This window comes from Ruegeria sp. YTSC003 (assembly GCF_059609785.1).
In genome coordinates this window covers 25,862-51,028 of the sequence record NZ_JBXWMK010000010.1, presented here as the reverse complement: position 1 = coordinate 51,028, position 25,167 = coordinate 25,862, and the positions used below count along the sequence as shown (strand labels likewise).

At 59.1% G+C, this 25,167-nt stretch carries 23 protein-coding genes; 7 read left to right on the top strand and 16 right to left on the bottom strand.

All coding sequences use genetic code 11. The features are described 5' to 3' along the window. The first annotated feature begins 29 nt into the window (after positions 1 to 29). The 3 genes from panB to glpK all read left to right on the top strand — a co-directional run bounded on the left by panB (position 30) and on the right by glpK (position 3,253). Positions 30 to 869 carry a 3-methyl-2-oxobutanoate hydroxymethyltransferase gene (gene panB, locus AC2FFH_RS17420; RefSeq protein WP_496765633.1) on the top strand — a complete coding sequence of 280 codons (840 nt, stop codon included), beginning with the start codon at positions 30 to 32 and terminating at the stop codon, positions 867 to 869. Further along, positions 866 to 1,708, top strand: coding sequence for a pantoate--beta-alanine ligase (gene panC / locus AC2FFH_RS17415; protein ID WP_496844938.1), 843 nt, complete (start codon positions 866 to 868; stop codon positions 1,706 to 1,708). The genes panB and panC overlap by 4 nt, the downstream gene beginning before the upstream one ends. Positions 1,709 to 1,774: 66 nt before the next feature. After that, entirely contained in the window at positions 1,775 to 3,253 is a 1,479-nt protein-coding gene (glpK, locus tag AC2FFH_RS17410) for a glycerol kinase GlpK (RefSeq protein ID WP_496844937.1), read from the top strand. 13 nt (positions 3,254 to 3,266) lie between these two features. Here glpK and smpB read toward each other — a convergent pair whose 3' ends face one another. From smpB to AC2FFH_RS17360, 10 genes are all read right to left on the bottom strand, one after another. Then, the gene (smpB, locus tag AC2FFH_RS17405) at positions 3,267 to 3,743 is read right to left on the bottom strand and encodes an SsrA-binding protein SmpB (protein WP_058272887.1); all 477 of its coding nucleotides are present in this window, start codon (positions 3,741 to 3,743) and stop codon (positions 3,267 to 3,269) included. Between the two features lie 47 nt (positions 3,744 to 3,790). Then, positions 3,791 to 4,333 (bottom strand): isopentenyl-diphosphate delta-isomerase, encoded by a 543-nt coding sequence (idi, locus tag AC2FFH_RS17400; RefSeq protein ID WP_496739495.1) that lies wholly within the window; start codon positions 4,331 to 4,333, stop codon positions 3,791 to 3,793. Between the two features lie 208 nt (positions 4,334 to 4,541). Beyond that, complete coding sequence (locus tag AC2FFH_RS17395) at positions 4,542 to 4,955, bottom strand: c-type cytochrome (protein WP_496844936.1); 414 nt, start codon at positions 4,953 to 4,955, stop codon at positions 4,542 to 4,544. Between the two features lie 113 nt (positions 4,956 to 5,068). Further along, positions 5,069 to 6,082 (bottom strand): P1 family peptidase, encoded by a 1,014-nt coding sequence (locus tag AC2FFH_RS17390; RefSeq protein WP_496844935.1) that lies wholly within the window; start codon positions 6,080 to 6,082, stop codon positions 5,069 to 5,071. Between the two features lie 81 nt (positions 6,083 to 6,163). Further along, a complete protein-coding gene (locus AC2FFH_RS17385) occupies positions 6,164 to 6,910 on the bottom strand; it encodes an SDR family oxidoreductase (RefSeq protein ID WP_496726438.1) in 747 nt (248 codons plus the stop codon). Between the two features lie 60 nt (positions 6,911 to 6,970). Next, the gene (gene arfB, locus AC2FFH_RS17380; RefSeq protein ID WP_496726439.1) at positions 6,971 to 7,390 is read right to left on the bottom strand and encodes an alternative ribosome rescue aminoacyl-tRNA hydrolase ArfB; all 420 of its coding nucleotides are present in this window, start codon (positions 7,388 to 7,390) and stop codon (positions 6,971 to 6,973) included. Positions 7,391 to 7,653: 263 nt separating this feature from the next. Beyond that, complete coding sequence (locus tag AC2FFH_RS17375) at positions 7,654 to 8,298, bottom strand: queuosine precursor transporter (protein WP_496765641.1); 645 nt, start codon at positions 8,296 to 8,298, stop codon at positions 7,654 to 7,656. A gap of 91 nt (positions 8,299 to 8,389) precedes the next feature. After that, entirely contained in the window at positions 8,390 to 9,274 is an 885-nt protein-coding gene (locus tag AC2FFH_RS17370; protein WP_496844934.1) for an esterase-like activity of phytase family protein, read from the bottom strand. Next, complete coding sequence (gene mepA, locus AC2FFH_RS17365) at positions 9,247 to 10,110, bottom strand: penicillin-insensitive murein endopeptidase (protein WP_496765645.1); 864 nt, start codon at positions 10,108 to 10,110, stop codon at positions 9,247 to 9,249. The genes AC2FFH_RS17370 and mepA overlap by 28 nt, the downstream gene beginning before the upstream one ends. Then, positions 10,107 to 11,474, bottom strand: coding sequence for an MFS transporter (locus AC2FFH_RS17360; protein ID WP_496765647.1), 1,368 nt, complete (start codon positions 11,472 to 11,474; stop codon positions 10,107 to 10,109). The genes mepA and AC2FFH_RS17360 overlap by 4 nt, the downstream gene beginning before the upstream one ends. 132 nt (positions 11,475 to 11,606) lie before the next feature. On the opposite strand from AC2FFH_RS17360, the gene AC2FFH_RS17355 reads away from it, so the two are divergent. From AC2FFH_RS17355 to yaaA, 3 genes are all read left to right on the top strand, one after another. Beyond that, a complete protein-coding gene (locus tag AC2FFH_RS17355) occupies positions 11,607 to 11,897 on the top strand; it encodes a YggT family protein (protein WP_108860000.1) in 291 nt (96 codons plus the stop codon). An 86-nt stretch (positions 11,898 to 11,983) separates the two neighbouring features. Beyond that, complete coding sequence (gene recQ, locus AC2FFH_RS17350; protein WP_496765649.1) at positions 11,984 to 14,023, top strand: DNA helicase RecQ; 2,040 nt, start codon at positions 11,984 to 11,986, stop codon at positions 14,021 to 14,023. Positions 14,024 to 14,058: 35 nt separating this feature from the next. Beyond that, positions 14,059 to 14,829, top strand: coding sequence for a peroxide stress protein YaaA (gene yaaA / locus AC2FFH_RS17345; protein ID WP_496844933.1), 771 nt, complete (start codon positions 14,059 to 14,061; stop codon positions 14,827 to 14,829). Here yaaA and AC2FFH_RS17340 read toward each other — a convergent pair. Both AC2FFH_RS17340 and AC2FFH_RS17335 read right to left on the bottom strand, forming a co-directional pair. After that, complete coding sequence (locus tag AC2FFH_RS17340; protein WP_496782320.1) at positions 14,820 to 15,281, bottom strand: VOC family protein; 462 nt, start codon at positions 15,279 to 15,281, stop codon at positions 14,820 to 14,822. The two genes, yaaA and AC2FFH_RS17340, sit on opposite strands and share 10 nt — an antisense overlap. Before the next feature lie 9 nt (positions 15,282 to 15,290). Then, a complete protein-coding gene (locus AC2FFH_RS17335; RefSeq protein ID WP_496844932.1) occupies positions 15,291 to 17,507 on the bottom strand; it encodes a response regulator in 2,217 nt (738 codons plus the stop codon). A gap of 115 nt (positions 17,508 to 17,622) precedes the next feature. Here AC2FFH_RS17335 and AC2FFH_RS17330 point away from each other — a divergent pair, with 115 nt between their 5' ends. Beyond that, on the top strand, positions 17,623 to 18,468 hold the full coding sequence (locus AC2FFH_RS17330; protein WP_496844931.1) for a 2-keto-4-pentenoate hydratase: 846 nt from the start codon (positions 17,623 to 17,625) through the stop codon (positions 18,466 to 18,468). A 4-nt stretch (positions 18,469 to 18,472) separates the two neighbouring features. Here the strand turns inward: AC2FFH_RS17330 and AC2FFH_RS17325 are convergent, their stop codons facing one another. Genes AC2FFH_RS17325 through AC2FFH_RS17310 form a run of 4 tightly spaced genes read right to left on the bottom strand, consistent with a single transcriptional unit; the run spans position 18,473 to position 25,147 of the window. Then, positions 18,473 to 20,512 carry a hypothetical protein gene (locus AC2FFH_RS17325; protein ID WP_496844929.1) on the bottom strand — a complete coding sequence of 680 codons (2,040 nt, stop codon included), beginning with the start codon at positions 20,510 to 20,512 and terminating at the stop codon, positions 18,473 to 18,475. Beyond that, on the bottom strand, positions 20,509 to 23,271 hold the full coding sequence (locus tag AC2FFH_RS17320; RefSeq protein ID WP_496844927.1) for a DUF4159 domain-containing protein: 2,763 nt from the start codon (positions 23,269 to 23,271) through the stop codon (positions 20,509 to 20,511). Before AC2FFH_RS17320 ends, AC2FFH_RS17325 begins: the two co-directional genes overlap by 4 nt. Beyond that, complete coding sequence (locus AC2FFH_RS17315; RefSeq protein WP_496765659.1) at positions 23,268 to 24,143, bottom strand: DUF58 domain-containing protein; 876 nt, start codon at positions 24,141 to 24,143, stop codon at positions 23,268 to 23,270. The genes AC2FFH_RS17320 and AC2FFH_RS17315 overlap by 4 nt, the downstream gene beginning before the upstream one ends. Beyond that, positions 24,140 to 25,147, bottom strand: coding sequence for an AAA family ATPase (locus tag AC2FFH_RS17310; RefSeq protein WP_496765660.1), 1,008 nt, complete (start codon positions 25,145 to 25,147; stop codon positions 24,140 to 24,142). The genes AC2FFH_RS17315 and AC2FFH_RS17310 overlap by 4 nt, the downstream gene beginning before the upstream one ends. Between the last annotated feature and the right edge of the window lie 20 nt (positions 25,148 to 25,167).

Here is a 25,167-nt window from a genome sequence, read left to right as displayed (position 1 = left end):
GCTGCAACATGACAACCGGAGGAGCGACAATGAGCGCCACCGCCCGTAAAAAAGCCCCGAATGCGCAGGATATTCGCGCCCGCAAAGGCGGCGAGCCGCTGGTCAGTCTGACAGCCTACACCACGCCGATGGCGCGGTTGATGGATGATCATTGTGATTTCGTTTTGGTGGGCGACAGCGTCGGCATGGTGTTGCACGGGCTGGAATCGACGCTGGGCGTGACGATGGAGATGATGGTGATGCATGGTCAGGCCGTGTCGCGCGGTCTGGAAAGTGCGATGATGGTCATCGACATGCCCTTCGCCAGTTACGAGCATTCGCCTTCCGAGGCATTCCGGAACGCCGCCCGGCTGATGTCCGAAACCAGCGCAGGCGCGGTTAAGCTGGAAGGCGGCGTCGAAATGGCCGAGACCATCCGCTTTCTGGTCAAGCGCGGGATTCCGGTGATGGCGCATATTGGCCTGACCCCGCAGTCGATCAACACACTTGGCGGATACAAGGTTCAAGGTCGCGACGAACAGGCCGAGGCGGTTCTTGCCGACGCCCGTGCTGTGGCCGAGGCGGGCGCATTCTCGGTCGTTCTTGAAAAAGTACCGCAGAAGCTGGCCGATCAGATTACAGCGGAAATCGCGATCCCGACCATTGGCATCGGGGCCTCTGCCGGGTGCGACGGCCAGATTCTGGTTGTCGACGACATGGTTGGCTTTTTCACCGCCTTCAAACCGAAATTCGTCAAACGCTATGCTGAGCTTGGCCCATTGGCCGAAGCCGCCATCGCCGAATACGCAGCCGAGGTGCGCGCCCGAACATTCCCGGCGGACGAACACGTTTTTTCCGATCAGGCCCCGACCAAAGGACCCAAGACATGACCGCCCCAATCTTTCGCCGTCTGGCCGACCTGCGTGCCTTGACCTCGGAATGGACGCGGAAGGGTGAAGAGATCGGCGTGGTTCCGACTATGGGCGCGCTGCATCAGGGGCATCTGTCGCTGGTTGAGGCCGCCAAGGCAGGTTGCGACCGCGTGATCGTCACGATCTTTGTGAATCCCAAACAGTTCAACAACCCCGAGGATCTGGCAAAATACCCGCGCACCGAGAACGAGGATGCGCAGAAATTGGCCCCATACGGCGTTGATGCGATCTATGTCCCGGAACCCGAAGAGATTTACCCGCAGGGCTTTGCCACCACCGTTTCCGTCGCGGGCCTGACCGATGTGATGGAGGGCGAGTTCCGCCCCGGCCATTTCGACGGCGTTGCCACAGTTGTGGCCAAACTGTTCCTGCAAACGCAGGCAGATCGAGCCTATTTTGGAGAAAAAGACTATCAACAGCTGATGATTGTGACCCGAATGGCGCGCGATCTGAACATTCCGACCGAAGTTGTCGGATGCCCCACAGTGCGCGAGCCCTCGGGTCTGGCCATGTCATCGCGCAATCTGCGACTGACGCCCGAGGGGCTGGATATTGCCGCCCACAAAAACCGGATCATGCGGGAATTGGCAGCCGCCCTGAAAGACGGGGCGCCGTTTGATCCTTTGGCTGCTCAGGCCGAGATCGACCTACTGGCCGCGGGCTTCAAGCAGGTAGAATATATTCAACTGCGATGTGCCGAAACGCTAGAACCTCTCACCCACGCAAACCGCCCTGCACGCCTGTTTGCTGCGGCCTGGGCAAATGGCGTGAGACTGATCGACAACATTCCTGTCTGAACGTACTGGCACGTTCGTCATTGTTTGCGCTAAAGTCCCGCAAAACCAAAAGAGGGGGCATGAGGCGTGACCTACATTCTTGCCATTGATCAGGGCACCACATCATCGCGGGCAATTCTGTTCGACGCAGAGATGCAGCGCGCAGGCACCGCGCAGCACGAATTCACTCAGCACTTCCCGCAGGAAGGCTGGGTCGAACACGACGCAGAGGAAATCTGGAACAGCGTTCTGCGGGTTTGCCGCGAAGTTATGGACAGTGTCGGGGTAACCTCTGATCAGATCGCGGGTATCGGCATCACCAACCAGCGCGAAACAACTGTTGTCTGGGACCGCGCTACTGGCGCGCCCATCCATAACGCGATCGTCTGGCAGGACCGTCGTACCGCCGAGATATGCGCGCGTTACAAACAAGCCGGGTGCGAGGATGACGTGACCGCCCAGACCGGGCTGCTGCTGGACCCCTATTTCTCGGGCACCAAGGTTAAATGGTTGCTGGACACCGTGCCGGGAGCGCGGGACCGGGCCGAGGCCGGAGAGCTGATGTTCGGCACCATTGACAGTTTCTTGATCTGGTGCCTGACAGAAGGGCGCAACCACGCGACGGATGCCACCAACGCGGCGCGCACGCTTCTGTTCGACATCCACAAGGGCGAATGGAGCGCCGAAATCTGTGATCTGCTGGACGTGCCGATGAACATGCTGCCCGAGGTGCATGATTGCGCCTCGGATTTTGGAAATACGACCCTGTTTGGGGGAAATATCCCGATTCTTGGTGTTGCCGGTGATCAACAGGCCGCCACCATCGGTCAGGCCTGCTTCCAACCCGGCATGATGAAATCCACCTATGGCACCGGTTGTTTTGCTCTGCTGAACACAGGGGATAAGCCGGTCGAGTCGAAGAACCGCCTGTTGACCACCATCGCCTATCAATTGGACGGTAAAAGAACCTATGCGCTGGAAGGGTCAATCTTTGTGGCCGGGGCTGCCGTTCAATGGCTGCGCGATGCATTGCAGATCATCGAATCCGCCCCGGAAAGTGGCGAGCTGGCCCAAAAGGCAGACCCGAACCAGCATGTCGTGCTGGTGCCCGCCTTTACCGGCCTCGGCGCGCCTTACTGGAAACCGGATTGCCGTGGCGCTGTGTTCGGTCTAACCCGGAATTCAGGCCGTGCCGAGTTTGCCAAGGCCACGCTGGAAAGTATCGCATATCAGACACGCGATCTGTGGCACGCCATGCAGGGCGACTGGGGTGCGGATACCGACGTCATCCTGCGTGTAGACGGTGGGGCCAGTGCATCGAACTGGGCGATGCAGGGATTGTCGGACTACCTTGGCGCCGAGGTTGACCGGCCGGTAATGCAGGAAACCACCGCATTGGGCGCGGCCTGGCTGGCCGGTATGCGCGCAGGCGTTTATCCGGATCAACAGGGATTTGCGGAAACCTGGGCGCTGGATCGCCGGTTCGAACCGGAACTTTCTGCCAAAGAGCGTGATGCCGCCTATGACCGCTGGAAACGTGCGGTATCAGCTGCGATGGCGTTCTAAGAGGTATGAAGGATCAGCTATGATCCTTCATCAACCGCTGCTTTTGACGTGACCAGTCACGCTTGGCCTGGGTTTCGCGCTTGTCATGGTTTTTCTTACCCTTGGCGATACCGATTTTGATCTTGGCCTTGCCCTTGTGGTTGAAATACAGAACCAGCGGCACCAGTGTCATGCCTTTGCGCTGGGTCGCGTTCCACAGGTTCGACAATTCCTTGCGTGACACCAGCAGTTTGCGCCGGCGGCGTTCCTCGTGCTTGAACGATTTCGCTTGCTCATAGGGGGCGATATAGCTGTTGACCAGCCACAGCTCGCCATCATCGACTGAGGCATAGCTTTCGGCGATGTTCGTCCCACCTACACGCAGGGATTTGACCTCGGACCCTTCCAGCATAATGCCACACTCAAGATCGTCCTCGATTGCGTAATCGAAGCGTGCGCGCCGGTTTTCGGCGATGACTTTGTAATTCGGGTCTGTCTTTTGCTTAGCCATGACGCGTTGATCTATGCGGCTTGGGCGGCCCTTGCAAGGCGTAGCCGTCAGGAGGTGGCCGAGATAATCAGATCAGGTCCGAATATCGTGTCGGCGTGATTGTGCAAATAGATCTTGAGCCACGGTGTAAATCGCTCGGGATAGCGCTGCACTTCTGCCAGAAGATCGTGGTAATCGATCCAGCGAATTTCCATGACCTCTTCCGGGTTGGGCTCAATCTTCAGCGGGCCGCGCACATGGGCCAGAAAGATGTCGACCACTTCATGCTCGATCATGTTGTTGCCAACATCAGCGTGATATTCCAACCGGTGACGGTATTCCGGGTAAAGCCCGGTAATTCCCAATTCCTCGCGCAGTCGGCGCACGGCGCAGACAGACGGTGTCTCGCCCCAATCGGGGTGGGTGCAGCAGGTATTCGCCCAAAGGCCAGGGGTGTGATATTTTCCTAAAGCCCGACGCTGCATCAAAATTTCGGTCCCGCGCACGACAAAGACCGACACTGCCTTGTGCCGCAGGCCTTTTTCATGCGCCTCAAGCTTGTCCACTGGGGTCAACTCGCCATCAACCCAGGCCGGGATCATGATTCCCATCTGTCGTCTCCTGCTGCCGATCCACCCGAAGGGCCGGAAATTCGAAATTGGCTGCCACCGGGTCGGCTTGGCTCTGCGAATTTATGCGTGCAATGCATGAAAAACCGCGCGCTTTCAAATTGGCGCTGTTCAACGCGGTTATCAAGCGCACGAAAGGCCGCAGGGGCTGCGGCCTTTTGTAACCTCAAACGGTGTTTGGTCTGCGGCTTTATTCGCCAGACACGCTTACGATATAGGCGTAAACATCCTCGGCACCCTTCTTCAGCTTGAAGGTCATTTTGGATTTGGCCGAGGTTTCACCCAGATAATCTTTCAGAAACGCCTTGGGGTCTTTTGCGTATTCAACGAATGTCGTTTCGTCCCAGACCAGACCGTTTTCACCAGCGGCAACGATGCTATCGCCATATTTGAAGTCTTCGACGGTGCCTGCGGTCCGGCCTGCAATCCCATACAGGTTCGGACCGGTTTTACCGCCCTTTACGATGACTTCACCCTCAGAGTCGGCAATCTGGTGACAGGATTTGCACTTGTTAAAGGTCATCTTGCCGGCTTCGGCGTCGCCTTCGGCATATGCGGGAAGGGCCAGAAGGCCGACGATTGCGGTCGCGAGAATGCGATTCATAGCTTTTGCTCCGATACGAATTGGCTGCACCGAATGGACCGTCGGCGCAAAAAAGAGTCAACGCGCAGATTGCCGCGCGAGGGCACTGTGCCACTGCGGCATATAGGCCGTCCTTAACTTAAGTCATGTATGTCGGACCAACAGGGCAATAGATCTCTTGGTGCGGGGACCGCCAAAAACACGGCTCGTGCAATCGCCCGCGCCAGACAGATCGAAGCCACGTGGCCGAGAAGCCCCAGTTCGCCTTCGGACAGTTGGTGATTGCCCGTGCTGACGCCGAACACCAGATCGCCATCTCCCGGCGTGTGCGCGGGGACAATCGCCCGCGCGATCCCGTCATGTGCCGCAACCGCCATCCGTTTGCATTGCGACTTGGACAGCGCGGCATCTGTCGCAACAATTGCGATGGTGGTATTGCCCTTGCCCGGTTCGGTCGGCCTCATTGCCTTGGCTTTTCGGCTAGTCATGCTGCGACCGAGGCCAGTACTGGTATCAGGCCCTAATCCGCCGAATTCATCGCCCATTTCAAACGGTGCTGCCCAGAAATGACGGTCACCGGGCGTGGTGACACTGCCGAGCGGATTGGCGGCAACCAAGGCGCCAACCGTGACCCCGTTTTCCATCACAAACGAGGCAGATCCCAGCCCGCCCTTGTGCATGGCAGCCAATGCGCCGGTCCCCGCACCAGCGGTGCCCAGATCGAACTGATCGGATACGCCTTCAAATGCGCGACGCCCCAGCGCGCGATAGGGGTTCTCAGCCCAGGTTTTGTCGCCGCCGTTGAGCAGGTCAAACAGGATCGCCCCCGGAACGATGGGGACGAAGACATTGCCAACCTTAAATCCGCGGTGCTGCGTGCGCAGGGCGTCGGCCACCCCGGAACAGGCGTCCAGACCAAAGGCCGACCCGCCGGACAAAACGATCGCATCCACACGCGAAACCGACTTGTCGGGCGCCAACAGGTCAGTTTCCCGCGTACCCGGCGCGCCGCCCATCACGTGAACGGAGGCCGTGAAGGGATCAGCGGCCGTCAGTACTGTTGCGCCGGATTTGAGTGCATCATCCTGAGCGTTTCCAACCAAAAGGCCAGGGACATCGGTGATCAGGTTTCTGGATCCGGGGTTCATTGGTTTTTAAGATGTTGGAGCAGAAGAGCGCGCAACCGCGCTGCCTCCGGTCGAGATATTTTTTGCCAAATGAAGAGCGGATCAGATGCAGCGGCCACCGTCGACCTCCAATGCAGTGCCGGTGATCATGCTGGCCTCGTCGGAACACAGAAAACAGGCCGCGTTGGCCATGTCCTCAGGCGTTGAGAATCGGCCCAGCGGTATGGTCGACAGGAACTTGGCCCGCATCTCGGGCGTGTCCTCGCCCATAAAGGATTTGAGCAGAGGTGTCTCGCCCGCCACCGGGCAGATGGCATTCACCCGGACGCCTGATGGTGCCAGTTCGACTGCCATCGTCTTGGTCGCGGTGATCATCCAGCCCTTCGAGGCGTTGTACCAGTTGAGGTTCGGTCGTGGCGACAGCCCCGCTGTCGAGGCCACGTTCAGGATCGCGCCAGTACCACGCGATTTCATATGCGGAACAAGGGCGCGCGCCGTCAGATAAACGGACTTCATATTTATGTTGAAAACGCGGTCGAAATCTTCTTCGCTGACTTCCTCTAACGGGGTAGGCATATGAGTGACCCCCGCGTTGTTGACCAGAATATCGAGATGACCCAGACGATCAAAAGCCACGTCTGCCATCGACTGAACCGATGCGCCGTTGGCCAGATCGACTTGATGGGCAAAAGCGTTCGGGCCCAGTTGATTGGCTTGAACCTCTGCCGCATCGCCGTTGATATCGGCAATCATGACCCGCGCACCTTCGGACAGGAATTTCCGCGCGATACCGGCACCAAAGCCTGATGCGCTGCCGGTTACAATGGCGGTTTTTCCCTCTAACCTCATGATCTTGTCCTCTTGCAACTGCGCCGGGTCAGAGTAGCGATGCGCCGCAAAGATACCAGATCAATCTTCGGAAACTTTACCGCGCAGGGATTTGACGCCCGACCGTGCTTTCTTGGCCGCCAGACGTCGTTTGACCGAGCCATAGGTGGGTTTGGTGGCGATACGGCGCTTGGGTTTAATCATAGCGCGGGTGATCAGCTCGGCCAGCCGGTTGCGCGCGATTTCGCGGTTGCGCGCCTGGCTGCGGGTTTCGTCGCATTGAATGATGATCGCGCCCTCTTTGGTCCAGCGTCGCCCCGCCAGCCGCTTGAGCCGCGATTTGACCGGATCAGGCAAAGAGGGTGAGCGCGCCGCCTCGAACCGCAATTCGACGGCAGTGGACACCTTGTTCACGTTCTGCCCGCCGGGACCGGATGAGCGAACAAAGCTCTCGGTCATTTCCCAGTCTTGCAGGGTGATATCGTCGGTGATGCGCAACATGAGGCTGACCTTACAAGCCTGATCCAAAAACAAAAAGGGCCGCCCCGCATGGGACGGCCCTTCGAAAGCTCAGGAGGTTGGGTCGGTTAGATCAATCGACCAGCCGAAGCGAGCGCTCCGCCAAGGGCTGCCTTAACAGGCGATCCCCCCGGTTGTTCCAACACCTCTCTCCAATCCCTTTCTCGACATTGGATCACCTCCTTTCAATCTGTTTCCGTTACCCGGAATCGTGCCACGAGTTGCGCGAAACGCAAAGCACTTTTTTACGCGGGCTGGGCCGTCAGTCGCGCCACAATCACTTTGAACGGGATCAGCGCGATCAGGGCCAGCGACAGTTTTACCAGCCAATCCGCAAAGGCCAGCGATACCCATAGGGGTGCCATCGGGCCGGTCAGCATGAAGGGAACGGGTTCCCATGCCCAGCTGATTGCCGCGTCGGCGTCGGCACCAAAGATTGTGACAGAGGCCGAGAAGGCGATGGTGAAGAACAGCGCCGTATCCAGCGCTGACCCAACCAGCGTCGAGGCCAGCGGCGCACGCCACCAGCGACCGCCGCGCAGTCTGTTGAACACCGCAACATCGGTCAGCTGAGCGATCAGGAAACCGGTGCCCGACGCAACCGCGACCCGCAACGGTACGGCGGCATAGGTGAACCCGTCACCCTGCAAAATGATCTGGGTGCCGATCAGCGAGCAGATGATACCGGTGACGAAACCGGCGAATACCACCTTGCGGGCAGCCTGCACGCCGTAGACACGGTTCATGATGTCCGTGACCAGAAAGGCCACGGGGAAGGTAAAGGCACCCCAGGTCAGGAGGCCGTCCAGCAGAAGAAACTGGACCAGAATGTTCGAGGCCACAACAATGGTAGCCATGGCAATGATGCCGGGAATATAAGCGCGTTGCATTTTCAGATGCCCGTTTTGACAAGGTAGCGGCGACTTGGCCAAGGGACCGTCCCAAGGCAAGCCGCGCTTCTAGACCTTTGCTTTGGGCGAGTCAATCAGGCAGGGCATACTCGACCAGTTCAGTACGCTGCAGCGCCAGAAAATTGTCATCCGACACCATAGTGGCCCGCAAGCGGCCCTCGTCGTCGCGCCAGACAGACAAACCCTCGAGGTTGTCATGCGCACCGGTCCCAGTTTGGAACAGAACCTCTTCGGCGCTTGGGGTGTCACCGTCCAACTCCCATCGCCGCAGGCGCGAACGGAACCCGATCCAACCGACATCCCGTTCCAAAACGTAAAGCCTGCCATCCGGTCCGAAATCTGCTGCAACTGGCAGAAAGTCCCCCCGTTGCGGCAGAACGAAAGGCGCCGACCACGCCTGACCGTCCCACCGATAGACAGGGATATCACCCGTCGCTGTTCGATTTTCCTCGGGCATTGTGAAAAGGTGACCGCGTTGATCAATGGCCAACGCCTCAAGCGAGCCGTTGACCTCAAAGCCGTCAAACGCCTTGGGTCGCGGCAGAACCTGCGCTTTGGTCCCTGGCGCGGGGTAATATACCACGCGGTGGATGCCTTCGAACGAGACGAACAGAGCGCCATCGGGGGCAATGGCTATGCCTTCGGAATCCCCGGCCCGACCTGTCAGATGGCGCCCTCTGCTGGAAATAAGAGGCCAATTTTCAGTGATCTGAATGTCGGAAATTTCGTCATCGTTACGCTCGACCCGTGCGGTAATCAGTGTCGAACGATCGGTCATTCCAATCAAATGGCGGCCATCATCAGAGAGGTGGACGGCAGAAAACCCACCAAACCACTCGGCCGTGTGACGCCAAGTGAAACTGCCAAGGTGGTTGGGTGTCTTGAGATCAACTGCCCAAGCCGCCCCGGCCAGCAATACCGCGGCGATCAGTTGGATTGCAGAACTTGTGTGCATTGCTGAGGAAGATCGGCCAATCGATATTCACGCCGTTTCTTGGGCGCTGGGGCATTTGGGTCGGGTGGGGGTGGATTAAGAATGTTTTTCACCCATTGCTGCGCCTCGGCACAGCCATCCCCTTTTGGCGGAGGATCCTGATTAACGCAACCTTTAGAGCCGCGTGGGCATTTCAGACGGACATGGAAATGATAATGATGTCCCCACCAGGGCCTGATCTTGCGCAAATAGGCACGATTGCCCTTCTCGTTTTTACACATCTCAACCTTGGCGCCGGGAAAGACGAAAATTCGCGCAACACGTTTGTCCTTGGCCGCCGCACGCAGCACAGCATGGTGTTGTTTTGTCCAGTTACCGTTGACGAACGCGCCATTCGATCGGCGCAATGAAATCGACGAGATATTCTCACGCGCCTTGCGGCTTAAGCGCATGTTGTCGCCGGGCAGCATCCAGATATCGATGTCCAGACCCAGTTGATGGCTGCGGTGCCCGGATGTCATCGGCCCACCGCGCGGCTGGCTGATATCGCCGACATATAGCCCGTTCCACCCGGGCTGCTTTGCCGCGAACTTGCTGAGGTCCTGCACATAATCAATCGCCTCAGGATGTCCCCAATTGCGATTGCGTGACAGCCGCATCGCCTGCCATGTCGGTCCCGTTTCGGGCAATTGCACCGACCCTGCAGCGCATCCACGCGAATAACTGCCGAAGGCTGCCGATTTTTGCTGCGAACTTGCTTTCTGCGCCCCGAACAACTGCTTTGCCAGAGGCTGCGCCGTAGCAGTGTTCGTCAGAACAATCGCGGCCAGTATTGTCAAAAAACGTAATAAAATCATCTGCTCTGATCCCCTTCCGGTTTCACCCAGCGCATCAGTATTAGCCCCAGAATAAACAACAGAACGATGGGTGACACCCCCAGTCTTGCACTGCCGGTTACAGTTGTGGCTATTCCGATCAGCAGGGGGGCGGCAAAGGCTGTGGCACGCCCCGACAATCCATAAAGCCCAAAGCTTTCGACCGGGGCTTTGGGGTCGGTGTGACGCACCATCATCGAACGGCTGGCGGATTGAAGAATACCGCCCATACCGCCGATCAGAACCCCGCAGCCAAAGAACACCAGATCAGGCAGGCCGGACCCTTCGGGTAAAGACATGCCAAAGATCTGTGTGCGGTCCATCGACACGATGGTGATGCAAACAAAGATCAGCACCCAGATAGCCACCAAAATCACTGGCTTAGGGCCGTATTTCTTGTCCAGTTTACCGCCGACCCACGAAAACGCAGCCGCAGCCAGAACGCTGACGATACCAAAGACTCCGATCTTGATCAGGTCCCATTCCAGCACCAGTCGCGCATAAACACCGCCAAAGGTGTAAAGCCCGTTCAACGCGTCACGATAGAACATAGATGATCCAAGGTAGGTGGCCAGGCTGACCCGGTGGCGCAGATTGGAAATCGACTTGACCAACAGGCGCAGGGCGTCGCCCACATTGCCTTTTTTGTCGGTCGGCGCATCATCCCGGACCCAAAAGAAGTAGGGGATCATGAACAGAACGAACCAAACCGCCGTGAATGGCCCCACGAAACGTGTGCCCTGCTGCATTGAGGCATCCAGCCCAAACAGCGGATCCATCCCGATCAGGGTCTTGCCGTTGGCCTGCTCGACGAACAGCGCCAGCATGATCGCAAGTGAGATCAGCCCACCAAAATAGCCAAAGGCAAATCCTGACCCCGAAATCTCACCAACCTCATTTTCGTCCCCCAAATCGGGCAGCTGCGAATTGATGAAGATCAGAGCGTATTCCGCGCCAACAAAGCCCAGACCAAAGGCCGACAACATCAGCCACATATTCGACCCGTCGGGCATCGTGTACCAAAGCGCGGCGGACCCCACCGCATACATCACCGAAAACGCGAAAATCCATGGCATTCGGCGACCCGAAACATCCGCCATGGCCCCCATCAACGGTGCGCCAAAGGCGATGATCAACCCAATGATGGTCATGCAATTCGCCCACACCGTCTGCGCCCGCGCATCGGCCGCATCAGCATCCAGACCTGACGTCAGATAATACTCTGCCGCAACTCCGGCGAAGTAGGGACCAAAGACAAAGGTAACCAGCAATGTATGATACGGTTGACTGGCCCAGTCGAAAAACCACCAACCCCAAATGCGCTTGCGCTTGGAAATTTCTGCCATGACTGCCCCTGTTTATCGTTGTTTTCATAAGACGGGTCTTTGGCCTATTTCGCAAGGGTTCTGTTAGCGCACACTTGCTCTTTGCCGCGCTAGCTACTACCTCTCGCGAAACGTGACTTGGAGAATACGAATATGATGGCAATTTTCGGCCCGATCGACTTGGTATTGAGCATCGCCTATTGGTTCGTCTTGATTCAGGTCATAATGAGCTGGCTGATCAACTTTCAGGTTCTGAACCTTCACCAGCAATTCGTTGCCCAGATTTGGTACGGGTTGAATCGGATTCTGGAGCCGATTTATCGCCCTATTCGCAAAGTGCTGCCCGATCTTGGCGGCATCGATCTGACGCCACTGGTCGTGTTGATCATCATCATTTCACTGCGAAGCTACGTCCTGCCGGAACTCTTTCTGGCCCTGAGCTGAGTCTGATCCCTCTTGTTCACCGAATCTTAGTATGTGATTGTCCTGTCTTAAGAGCAGATAAACCTTAAAACAGGGCAACCCCGCACATGTTCGACGCCGCACCGATGCTGCGAGATGTCTTTGGATTCGACGACTTCCGTCCCGGGCAGGAAGAGATCGTCGATGCCGTGACCGCAGGTGAAAACGTGCTGGCGATCATGCCGACGGGCGGCGGTAAATCCCTGTGTTTCCAACTGCCTGCGTTGATGCGGGATGGCGTGACGGTGGTGATTTCCCCGCTGATCGCCCTGATGCGCGATCAGGTTCGCGGGCTGCAAGAGGCCGGCGTTGAAGCAGGTGCTTTGACCTCAGGCAACACGCCCGAAGAAACAGATGCCGTGTGGGAAGCGCTGGAGGCCGGGCGGCTCAAGCTGCTTTACATGGCCCCCGAACGTCTGGCGGCAGGGTCGGCGCTGGGGATGCTGCGCCGGATCAACGTCAGTCTGATTGCCGTGGATGAAGCCCATTGCGTCAGCCAGTGGGGCCATGATTTTCGGCCAGACTATCTGCGGATCGGAGAACTGCGCCGCACACTGGGCGTCCCCCTCGCCGCCTTCACCGCCACCGCAGATGCCGAAACGCAGGACGAGATCGTCGAGAAACTGTTCGACGGCACGCCCCCCAACAAGTTTCTACGCGGGTTCGACCGGCCCAATATCCACCTTGCCTTTGGGGCCAAGGATGGCCCCCGCAAACAGATCCTCGACTTTGCCAGTGCCCGAAAAGGGCAATCTGGCATCGTCTATTGCGGCACACGCAACAAAACCGAAGTGCTCGCGCAAGCCTTACGCGCGGAAGGTCACTCTGCCTGCCACTATCATGGCGGAATGGAGGCCGAGGATCGCCGTATCGTCGAAACCCGCTTTGCCCGCGAAGACGGGTTGATCGTGGTTGCCACCGTGGCTTTTGGCATGGGCATCGACAAACCCGACATTCGATGGGTCGCTCATGCGGACCTGCCTAAATCCATCGAGGCCTATTATCAGGAAATCGGTCGTGCGGGCCGTGACGGTGGCCCTGCCGAAACTCTGACCCTGTTTGGCCCCGACGATATCCGCCTGCGCCGCTCGCAAATCGACGAAGGGTTGGCCCCGCCAGAACGTCGCATGGCCGACCATGCACGCCTGAATTCTCTATTGGGTCTGGCCGAAGCATTGGTATGCCGCCGTCAGACTCTGTTGGGCTACTTCGGTGAACAGGCCGAACCTTGCGGCAAGTGCGATCTGTGTGACGCCCCGCCCGAAGTGTTCGATGGGACCACGCCCGTCCGCATGGCCTTGTCTGCAATCCTGCGCACCGAGGAATGGTTCGGCGCCGGCCACCTGATCGACATCCTGCTGGGCAATGAAACCGACAAGATCCGCGCGCGACGTCATGACCAACTGTCGACCTATGGGATCGGCAAAGAGTGGTCGCGCCCGCAATGGCAGGCCATCTTCCGACAGATGATGGGGCATGATCTGGTCCGCCCGGACCCCGAACGCCACGGCGCACTGCAAATGACCGAGGCTGCCAAGCCCATCCTGAAGGGTGAGGCCCGGATCAACCTGCGCAAGGACACATTGCGCAAGGCCGGACGCCGCCCGGCGGTCAAAATGATGGTGTCCGAGGAAGACGCGCCGCTGCTATCGGCCCTGAAGGCCAAACGGCGCGCTTTGGCCGAATCCGCACGGGTACCGGCCTATGTCATCTTCCCTGACCGCACGCTAATCGAAATGGCTGAGAAACGCCCCCTGTCTCTGGACGATATGGCCCGAATTGGCGGGGTCGGCGCAAAAAAGCTGGAACGTTATGGTGACACGTTTCTTGAAGTCGTCGCCGGTGAGGTTGAAGCCGTTCATCCCGCGCGCCGCAAATTGGCTGGCCGGGATCAGGGCGATATCTATGACCAGTTGCTTGAAGTGCAGTCGCAGCTGTCACGCGGTCCGGAGGGGATCGACAAGCCGCTAACCTGCTCGGCCTCGCAACTGGCCAAGGTCGCACAATTGCGGTCAGATGACCCGCGCGCAATGGAACATGTTCTGGGCGACCGCCGTCACGAAAGGTTTGGAGCCGCCTTTCTGGACGTGCTGCGACAGACGGACTAGATACGGCCCAGTACAGGCAAGGAAAGAGAGCGGATATGCTGGTAGTTATTTCCCCGGCCAAGCGGCTGGACTGGGCGGAACGGGATGTCGAAGTCACGCAGCCAGACTTTCAGGACGATGCCATCCGTCTGTCAAAAACCGCCCGAAATCTGACGTTGGGTGATCTGAAAAAGCTGATGGACCTAAGCGATGATCTCGCGCGCCTGAACCGCGACCGGTATCGCGCATTCTCAGACGCGCCCGAGGCGGATGTGACACGCCCCGCCGCGCTGGCCTTTGCGGGCGACACCTATCAGGGGCTCGAAGCTGCGTCGCTGGATGCCGAGGAGATGGCCTGGGCGCAGGATCATCTTCGCATTCTGTCCGGTCTTTACGGCGTGCTGCGCCCGCTGGATTCCATTCAGGCTTATCGGCTTGAGATGGGCAGCAAGCTAAAAACCCGCCGCGGAAAGAACCTGTATGAATATTGGCGCGATCAACTGAGCAAAGCGCTTAATGCGCAAGGTGCTGAGGTTGGATCGGACGTTCTGGTCAACTGCGCCAGCCAGGAATATTTCGGCGCAGTAGACCCTAAAGCACTGAAGCTGCGCGTTATCACCCCTGTTTTCATGGAAGACAAAGCAGGCACGCCTAAGATCGTGAGCTTTTTTGCCAAAAAAGCGCGCGGTGCGATGGCACGGTATGTCATTCAGCACAGGCTGGACGACCCCAAAGGACTGCTGGACTTTGACTCAGGTGGCTATAAATACCGCCCCGATTTATCAGAAGAAAACAAACCCGTCTTTGTGCGGCCCTATCAGGCTTGATCTAACATCGACGGGTCATAGGCGACCAGTTCGACCGTATTGCCTTCGGGGTCTTCGGTGAAAATACCGCGCCAACCGATCCATCCGAACTGTTCGACCCGGTAGGGCTGGCCAAGGTGGTCATACCATCGCATCACAGCGTCTTGTTCGTCGAATGGCAGCGACAAAGCGATGTGATGCAGGGATGACGTGCCACCCGTCACCGGTTTTTGTGACCCGGTCGGGTGCAACCCTGGTCGCGGGGCAGCGGTGTGGTGAAACAGGGCCAGAACCTGCGTGTGGCCACCATATCCGGGCGCGATTTGGAAAAAGGTGATCGCGCTGTTGTGGTCACCGCTAAGACGCTCTAACCCGATCACGTTTTCATAAAACGCGACCATGGCGGCCATATCCGCGCAGCGGATGGCAATTTCACCCAGCGCGCGGGGCTGAAATCCACGATCTTCAGACATGGGTTCAATCTAGTCAGCCTGGATTTCCTCTGCAACAACCGGGCAACAATCATCCGGCCTATGGGTCAGAACCATCTGGTGAATCGTTTGCTTTTGCAGCGGTTTGGTCAGGTAGTGATCCAGCCCGGCAGACAAGATCCCCTGATCATCACCAGCCATCGCATGAGCCGTCAGAGCGACAATGGGAACATGTCGGCCGGTCTCGATCTCGCGGCGCCGGATTTCGGCTGTGGCCTGTTTGCCGTCCATTTTAGGCATCGAGATATCCATAAAGATAAGGTCGGGGTCAAATTCCTGATACTCCTGCACCGCTTCGATCCCGTTGCCGGCAAAGCGCAGGTCGATGTTCAGATCTTTGACCATCTTCTTAAGAATCAGTTGATTGGTCCGGTTATCTTCGGCCGCCAGAACACGCATGATGCGCTGCGTTCCTTCACATGCGGGCTGGTTGAGTGCCTGGCTGATCGGTGCGGTCTCCGAAGGCGTCTCGACGCCCTTTGGATTGCCAAGCGCTTTCAGGCGGGCGTATAGCTCGGCCCTGGGGATCGGCTTTTGCAGAACGCCTTGGATCAGGTGGCGTGCGGGGTGGGCGTGAATGACACCGGGATTGGCCGACATCACGACAACCGGCAGAGCGCCCCATCCCCTGTCTTTCAGCAGGACAGCCAGCTCAAGCCCGTCCATATCAGCCAGGTCATGATCGCACAGCAGAAGGTCCACACTGTCGTCCAGCGCCGTCAGTGCCTCTCGGCCCGAGGTGCAAACGGTGACCTGCACCCCCAGCCGACCCAGCTGTTTGGACAGGATCGCGCAGTTGGCGGCCAAATCCTCGACGATCATCACATGGCGCAGGCGCCCGTCAAGATCGGGCGGGGCGGGTTGCGGGCCTTCAGCGGTCGGCAGTGAGACGCGAAATCCGAAGCAGGACCCCTGCCCCGGCTCGCTGTCCACCCAGATAGAACCGCCCATCAATGTGATCAGTCGTTTGGTAATGGCAAGGCCCAGACCGGTTCCTTCAAAGGCCCGGTTTCGCTCGTCTTCGACCTGATTGAATTCACCAAAAATGTGCCCGATGTTGTCTTCGTCGATGCCGATGCCGGTATCTTCGATCGCGACATGCACATCGCAGGATTGGGCATCCGGGTTCGGCACGCCGGTGACACGGATCAGGACATGGCCCTCGGACGTGAACTTGACCGCATTGCCGACAAGATTGGTCAAAACCTGCCGGACCCGCCCGGGATCGCCGACGAACAATGTGGGCAGGAACAGATCGTAATCCACCAATAGCGTCAGACCTTTATCGCGCACGCTGGGTTGCAGCAGCATCGCGACTTCAAGAATGCAGCGTTCAAAGTCGAACTGTTCTGGCTGCAGGGTCAGCTTGTCAGCCTCGATCTTGGAATAGTCCAGGACGTCGTTGATAATCACCAAAAGCGCCTCGCCCGAGTTGCGGATAGTGTTCAAATACAGCCGTTGTTCTTCATCCAAAGGTGTTTCGGTCAGCAATTCAGTCATGCCCACGATACCGTTCATCGGGGTTCGGATTTCATGGCTCATATTGGCCAGAAAGGCCGATTTGGCGCGGTTTGCCGCCTCGGCCCGTTCACGAGCAGAGGTCAATTCGGCCTCATGGCGCACGGATGCCGAGATGTTCAGGGCCAGACTCACCACATCGCCACCATGACCGCGCTGGTCGATTAGCTTGATGTAATGGCCGTTCCACAGCCGGATAACCTCGGGCTGTGGATGCGGCATGGCCCATCTCTGCAGCATTCTCTCACGCCAGCCGGACGTCGGCTCGGACCCAAGATCAATCAGCCCCTCGGTCGTCAGAATCTCAAGAATCCTAGGATAGGTTACACCCGGCGCAACCTCTTCCAGCCCGTCAAAGACGCTCAAGTAAGCCGCGTTTGCCCCGATCAGGCGACTTTCCTCGTCAAAGAACGCGAATCCATCCTGAATAGTTTGGATAGAATGCCACAGGCGGCGCTCGGCTACCTCGATCTTGGCGTTGGCGACCGTCAGATCGGATTTGACCTTTTCATTTTCACCCCGGACCGTTTCAACCTCGGCCTGGGTTTCGCCGATCCGCTTGGTCAATGCCATCGCATGCAGGCCCAGTTTGCGATTCGCCGCCGACAGCTCTGCCTGTTTCATTTCCAACAACCGCTCGGCCGCCAGACGTGCGCGCCGTTCCTGTGACAGTTTTCCTGCAAGACTCATCTTTGGTGTTTCCGGAACAATCTGCGTCCAGCATCCGGGCAGAGAGTGAAGAACTGTTTAAGCCGTTGCCCAATGATCGAACCTCGTGCCACTCTTGCCAAAACGGAGGTGTGATATGCAGGGTTTCTTCGGCGCTTTGTTGGCCTGTGGCGTGTTTGCCCATCCTGTGGCGGCAGGCTGCGCAACGGATGATCAGATCGATCAGTTCATCGCGGATTACCTCTCAGCTTCGCCCACACCTGCCCTTTCATCTGATGGCACAATGAATGACGCGCTGTGCACGCAAGCGCTCATAGTGTCCGCATTAGAGCCACATTTAGGGCCGGTCATCGGCTACAAGGCCGGTTTGACCAGCGCACCGGCACAAGAAAGATTTGGCGCATCCGAACCGGTTCAGGGCGTATTGTTCCGCGACATGATGCTGGATGACGGCGCGACCGTTCCATCAGACTGGGGTGCGCGACCGGTATTTGAGGCCGATCTGGTGCTAGTTGTTGGCACAGCGGATATCAATCAGGCCACGTCGCCAGAGGAGGTGCTGCAAGGCATCTCAGCCATTCGCCCGTTTATCGAGCTACCGGACCTGACCTTTGCCGAGGGTGAACCGATCACCCCGGTCACGCTGACAGCAATTGGCGTTGCTCCGAAGCTGGGTGTTTTGGGAGCAGAAATCCCTGTGTCCGATCCGGCAGCTATGGCGCAGGCCTTGGCTGATATGACCGTCACCCTCCGCGCCGCAGATGACGAGATTTTGGCGCAGGCACCGGGCACAGCGGTACTGGGGCATCCGGCCAATGCCGCCCTTTGGCTGATGTCCAAAGGGATTGAATTTCAACCGGGGGACCTGATTTCCGTCGGATCATTCGGGCCGTTATTCCCGCCCGCAAAGGGTAAAGGCGGGGCGTCTGTGTCTTACGACGGCTTGCCCGGCAATCCCACGGTAAGCGTGGTGTTTGACTGACCTGTCACCGTCCCTCGCGCAGCCAGCCCGCCAGAAGGAACCCGCCCGCCAGCAGCAATACAAGCCAAGGTGGCAATAGCCCGGCCTGCGTCACGTCACGTGTTTCATAGGCGTTGCGCGGGGTCAGACCGATCCATCCGCGCCCTGATGCGGGACGCCCGGCACGTACGTTGCGGATCGACGGCAAACCCTCCTCCAAACGCACCGTACCGCCGCGCAATTCTGCCGTCACAGGTTCCAGAACCTCGGCCGTTGCGATCGTGCGTTCGAATTCCTTGGGTGCCGCGGGGCCAAGCCCGATGACGGTGGATTGCTCCCCTTCCTGAAGGCGATAGAGGCCGATTTCCGGCCCGAAATACTGTGCTTCGAACCGCCCCGGCGAGACCTCATCCAAGGTAATTTCGACCGTTTCGCCGTTCGGGCGGGTTACGGTTACCGGCCCGACCTCATCCCCCAGCGTTTGACGGATGATGCGCATCACCTGACCATTGGCCTCGGCCCACAAGGCCTCTTCCTCGAGCTCGGGCTCTTTCATCATCCAATGCGCCAATCGGCGCAGCAATTCCAGCTGCGGTCCGCCACCTTCGAATCCCCGGCTCCACAACCAGGCATGGTCCGAGGCCAGCAGCGCCACGCGCCCTTCGCCAACACGGTTGAGCACCAACAGGGGCCGGTCATCCACGCCCGTCATTAACACCTCACCCGTGCGGTGATTGACGTCGATCTGGCGCAGCCAAGCACCCCAGTTATCCGAGTCGCCAAGGTCCGTCGTGACCGGATGGCGATGCCCCAGGTCGGTGACCATCGGTACATAGCGTTCCTCGATCACCCGCGCAGTGGGTTGCGCAGGCAGGATCGGTGCCAAGGGTGAGCGGAAGATACTGTCGGCGCTGGCGAAATCCGGTCCGGCGGCAACAAGAACGGCACCACCCTCGTTGATATAGTTGGTGACATTGTCCAGATAGATCGCAGGCAGGATGCCGCGCCGCTTGTAGCGGTCAAAGATGATCAGGTCGAAATCGTTGATCTTTTCCAGAAACAGCTCGCGCGTCGGGAAGGCGATCAGTGACAATTCATCCACCGGCACCCCGTCCTGCTTTTCAGGGGGGCGCAGAATGGTAAAATGCACCAGATCCACAGAACTGTCAGATTTCAGCAGGTTGCGCCATGTCCGCCCGCCCGGATGCGGCTCGCCGGACACCAGCAACACGCGCAGCCGGTCACGGACCCCGTTCATCTGGATCAGCGCCGTGTTGTTGCGATCGGTCAGCTCGCCCTCAGCCTCTGGCACGGTGAACTGAATCACGTTGCGCCCGCCATGGGGCAGCGTGATCGGCAGCTCAACATCAACACCAATGGGGATCGTGAATTGCTCGGCTTCGGCCCCGTCGACCGAAATTTCGAGCGGCGCGGTCGAGGCCCCAGTGGGTGCTGCACCGCTATCCTCAACCCTTAGGGTCAAGATAACGGGTTCATCAATAATGGCAAAGGCAGGCGCATTGCGGACGATCAGACGGCGATCCCAATCCGTTTTGCGCCCTGTCTGCAAAAGATGCATGGGCGCGGGCAGATCGGGGGCCTGATCGGCATCATGCACGATGCCGTCCGACACCACTAAAATGCCCGCGATCCGTGCGCGTGGTTCTTCGGCCAAAGCTTCGTTCAGGGCCGCCATAACTTGGGTGCCTTCGTCCCCGTCTCCGTCACCTACGCGAATGCGGCGCAGTTCAGTATTGTCACGGGATTCAATCTCGGCCGCCAATTCCTTTGTGGCCTGTGCAGTCTGGTCCGCCCGGTCCGAAAGAGTCTGACTTGCGCTTTCATCCTCGATCATCAGAACGATATCGGTCAGCGGCGCGCGATCTTCGATCTGATAGACCGGACCTGACAGCGCAGCGATCAAAACCAGCGCCGCCAAACCGCGCAAAGCCCAGCCAGACAAACCGCGCCACAGGGCCAGAACAACCCCAGCAACAGCAATCGCCACCACGATGGCGAGAATGGGCCAAGGGATCAGCGGGTCGAAGATGACGGTTCCAGTCATTGTCCCAACCTGTCCAGCAAGGCAGGCACGTGCACCTGATCTGATTTGTAGTTCCCGGTCAGCACATGCATCACCAGATTGACACCAAAGCGGTTTGCAAGCTCACGCTGCCGCTCACCCGCATACCCGCGGCCAACCGGCAGTAGTGCCTGACCGTTGCGATCAATGGCCCAGGCCGCACCCCAGTCATTGCCGCCGATCACCACTGGCGTCACGTTATCATTGAGGTTGCGGAACGGCATGCCTTCGATCTGTTCGGCATCCATGGGTGCCGCCTCGACCCAAACTTCGGTGCCCGCGTAGCGACCCGGGAAATCCTGCAAAAGGTAGAAGGCACGGGTCAGGACATGGTCACGCGGAACAGGCTCTAACGAAGGGATATTCAGCGGGGCCGCGATCTGTTGCAGCTTGCGCCCATTCGGGCTGGCCGCCCCAAAGCGTGCCACATCCGCATCACGCGTGTCGAATAGGATCATTCCACCCGAACGCAGGTAAGCGTTGAGCTTGGCATAAGCCTCAGCCGACGGTTGCGGCTGGTCGGGTGAGATCGGCCAATAAAGCAGCGGGAAAAACGCCAACTCGTCCCGTTCCAGATCCACGCCAATGGGTTTAGCAGGTTCTACCGAGGTTCGAAAAAACAACGTCTGAGCCAATCCGCGCATTCCTGCAGCCGCAATATCGTCAACCTGCTGATCACCCGTCAGAACATGCGCCAGAACCAATTCCTGTGTGGCGCTCAACGCGAAATCTGTACTTTCGGGCGTTTGCGCCTGTACTTCGGGCACCAGCAAAATCGCCCCCAGTGCGACAGCCGCTGCTCTGGCCAAACCAAGGCGACCGGACAACGCCAACGAGGCGATGACGTCAATCGTCAGTAACAACAATGCAAGGCTCAGCAGGATGCCCCCAATGGGTGTTTCGGTGCTGACCTCCTGGCCCTTGATCGGAACATCCGACGGCCAGACCGCTGGGCTGAGAACCGTTTCATCGGACAGAACGTTGCGTGCCAATTTCTGTTTGCCGCTTTCGTAAAGGCCGGGTCGCAGATCGGGACCGATCTGACCGGCCACAAGCTCAACACCATCGACGCCCGGTAGATTTCCGGCATCAGACAGAACACCAAAGCCATCCATAACCTGAATCGGTTCCCACGTGGTGCCTTGCAACTGTGACTCCTGCCGCGATTTCGCCGCTGATGACACCGCCAGCCGGTCCAACATTTCAACAAAAAGCCCAGACAAGGGAAGGCTGGACCATTCTGCATCTGCCGTCACATGGAACAGTACCACCTGCCCCAATCCCAACGCTTTGCGCGTCACCAAGGGCGTGCCATCCGAAAGTGAGGCAATGACCCGATCCGCCAAATTAGGGTCTGGTTGCGCCATGACCTGCGTGGTCACTGTGACATCTTCCGGTACCTTCAATCCATAAAAGGGCGAGTTTTCCGGGAAAGGTGCCAGCCCTTTGGCTTCGCCCCAACTCATCGCGCCACCGACCGAGCGTCCGCCGCTGCGCAGGCGCACCGGCAACAGGGTGTCCTCGGCATCCCGGCCAAGATCGCTGGCCGCCATCCGCGGACCAGCAAAGCGCAGCAGCAAACCGCCCTGTTCCACCCATTCGACCAGCGCCGCCTGTTCGGACCCGGCCGGTTTCGCCACATCGGCCAGCACGATCACATCTGGATTGGCGGGCAGGACTTCCAGCAATCCGCCATCGACGAAGTCCGCCGTAGGGGTCAGAACTTGCGTCAGGTAATGCAACGGCGACAACAGCTCTAACCCTTCGCGGTTCAGAGATCCGGCAATCAGGGCGACTTCGCGTCGCCGCAAGCTGTCATCGGTCAGCGTGACGGCCCCTGCCGAACGTTCACCCTGAATCTCGAACCGGGTGATGCGCGCGCGCAGTTCGGAAGGCAGCGACAGTTCTACCTGCGCCTGTGTCTCGCCGCTGGCAAACTCCATCTCGGCCGATTGCAGAACACGCATTGCACCGGCGGGGTCACGCCCCTGAGCCAGTATCGTGACGCGATCTGCCGGACCGGGTTCCGCCCGTTGCGCGGACAATTGAATGACCCCGTCCTGGTATGTAGCAGGCAGAATCGCAACCGCAGGCGACGGGGCCTGATAGACTGTCACATCACCGCGCGCGCGCAGGGCAGACAGGATCGCCTCGTGCCCCTCGTAGGTTAAGCGATCGCTGAACCAATGGGTGTCAAACCCTCCGTCCACCTGATCCATGGCAGCCAGCGCCATAACGACTTGCGCCGGGGTCGGTTGCCACGGTGTCGGGGTCAGCCCGGGTAAACGGCCGCGCCATGCTTCGGCGGCTTGAAAAACGGGGGTTTCAGGTTCGGTCAGGCGCAGGATGGCCACGGTGCGCCCCGCGCGCCCGGCCTCGGTCAGCTGCACATCGATCTGATCCAGCGTCGTTGACCAGCGGGTCGCCCCGGCCCAGCTGGCATCCAGAACCAGCAGCAACGGACCTGAACCTGCCTGATCGCGCGAGGGGTTCAGGACCGGTCCGGCCAATCCAATGATAATCGCCGCCGCCGCCAGCATGCGCAGCAACAACAGCCACCATGGGGTGCGGTCAGAAACGCTTTCGTCATCCCTCAACCCCAGCAGCAGCGTCACCGCCGGGAACAACCGACGGATCGGCGCGGGTGGCACGGCACGCAGGATTAGCCACAGGATCGGCAGGGTCAAAAGACCCATCAACACCCACGGTGCGGTAAAGCCAATTCCCGCCAAAACCGTCATCCCGTTCCCCCATCCAGCGCACGATAGAGCCACAACAGAGCTGCTTGCGCACTGTCACCGGTGTGATGCAGCCCCAGCTGCCAGCCCGTTGCGCGGCACAAATGGGTCAGCGCATCCTTGCGTTTCGCAAGTCGTTCCAGATACCGCTCGCGCAGTTCTCCGGCCTTTAGGGTTTCGTGTCGGACAGACCCGCCGACGCTTTCAAAGATCGTGCGCCCCCGGTACGGAAAGGTCTCTTCTCCGGGATCGAGAACCTGCAGGACCAAACCCCGCACCCCCCGGTCGGCGGCTTTGGTCAGGGCCAGTTCGACCTCGTCCAGCGGACCAAGGAAATCGGAAATGAAAACGGCGCGGGCATGCGGAATCATGGCGCGGTGTTCGGGTGGCGCATAGTCGCTCTCAGCATCCTCGGACCACGCTTCTGCCAGTCGGATGATCTGAGCATTACCGCGTCGCGGCGGCAGGGTCGTACCAGTCAAACCGACACGCTCACCCCCGCGCACCAGCAGGATCGCGGTTGCCAACCCCAGCAGACGAGCGCGGTCGGCCTTGGTAGGCAGGTTCTTGTGAGACGCAAACCGCATCGACGCGCCCTGATCGACCCACAGCATTACCGATTGCGCAATCTGCCACTCGCGTTCACGCACAAATTGCTGATCGCCCCTGGCAGAGCGCCGATGGTCGATCATCCGGCGGCTGTCGCCGATCTGAGCAGGGCGATATTGCCAGAAATCGTCACCAAGCCCCGCGCGGCGTCGACCGTGATCGCCCAGCAGAACCGTACCGGCCAGCTGCTCGGCCCGCGCCAAGAGCGGCGGCAGCCGGGACGCCTCGGCCTCAGATCTTTCGCGAAGGGTCAGCGCGGCATTCACGCCGCAGCCTCGGTGCGCACCAGACCGGCGGCGGTGGACTCAATCAAGTCTGCGAGGCTGTCACCGCGCGCCCGCGCCGCAAAGTTCAAGGCCATCCGGTGGCTAAGCACCGGGCGGGCCACGTCCAGCACGTCCTCGGCATTCGGCGCCAATCGCCCTTGCAGCATCGCCCGTGCACGCACCGTCATCATCAGCGCTTGTGCTGCACGGGGGCCGGGGCCCCAAGCCACGGTTTCAGCGACACGTTCAGAAACACCTGCCTCTTCAGGGCGGAAGGCGCGGACAAGATCGAGGATCAGTTCCACAACCGAGTCCCCGACCGGCATCCGGCGCAACAGGGTCTGAGCGGCCAACAGCTCTTCCTTGCTGAAAATCTCGTGCGCTTCGTCCTCTTCCACGCCAGTCGTGGCCAAAAGAATGTCGCGCTCGGTCTGTCGATCCGGATAGTCCACGTCAATCCGCACCAAAAAGCGGTCCAGCTGCGCCTCGGGCAGTGGATAGGTGCCCTCTTGTTCGATCGGGTTTTGCGTCGCCAGTACGTGGAACGGTTCACCCAGATCGCGGTCTTCCCCGGCCACAGTCACGGTACGTTCCTGCATCGCTTGTAACAGCGCCGATTGCGTTCGAGGGCTGGCGCGGTTGATTTCGTCCGCCATCAGCAACTGACAGAAGATCGGACCGGAAATAAAGCGAAAGTGGCGGCTGCCATCCTCGGCGGTGTCCAGAACCTCGGACCCCAGAATATCAGCTGGCATCAGATCGGGTGTGAACTGGATGCGGTTGCCATGCAGACCCATCACGGTCGACAGCGTTTCAACCAGCCGCGTCTTGCCAAGCCCAGGCAGGCCGATCAGCAAGGCGTGACCACCACACAGCAGCGCGGTCAGCGTCAGGTCCACGACCCTTTCCTGTCCGATAAAGCGACGGGTGATCGAGGCCTTGGCCTCTTGCAGTTTGATTTCCAGCGCTTCGATCTCGGACACGAGGTCGGCAGGTTCGGTCATGACTTTCCCTTCCGTGGACT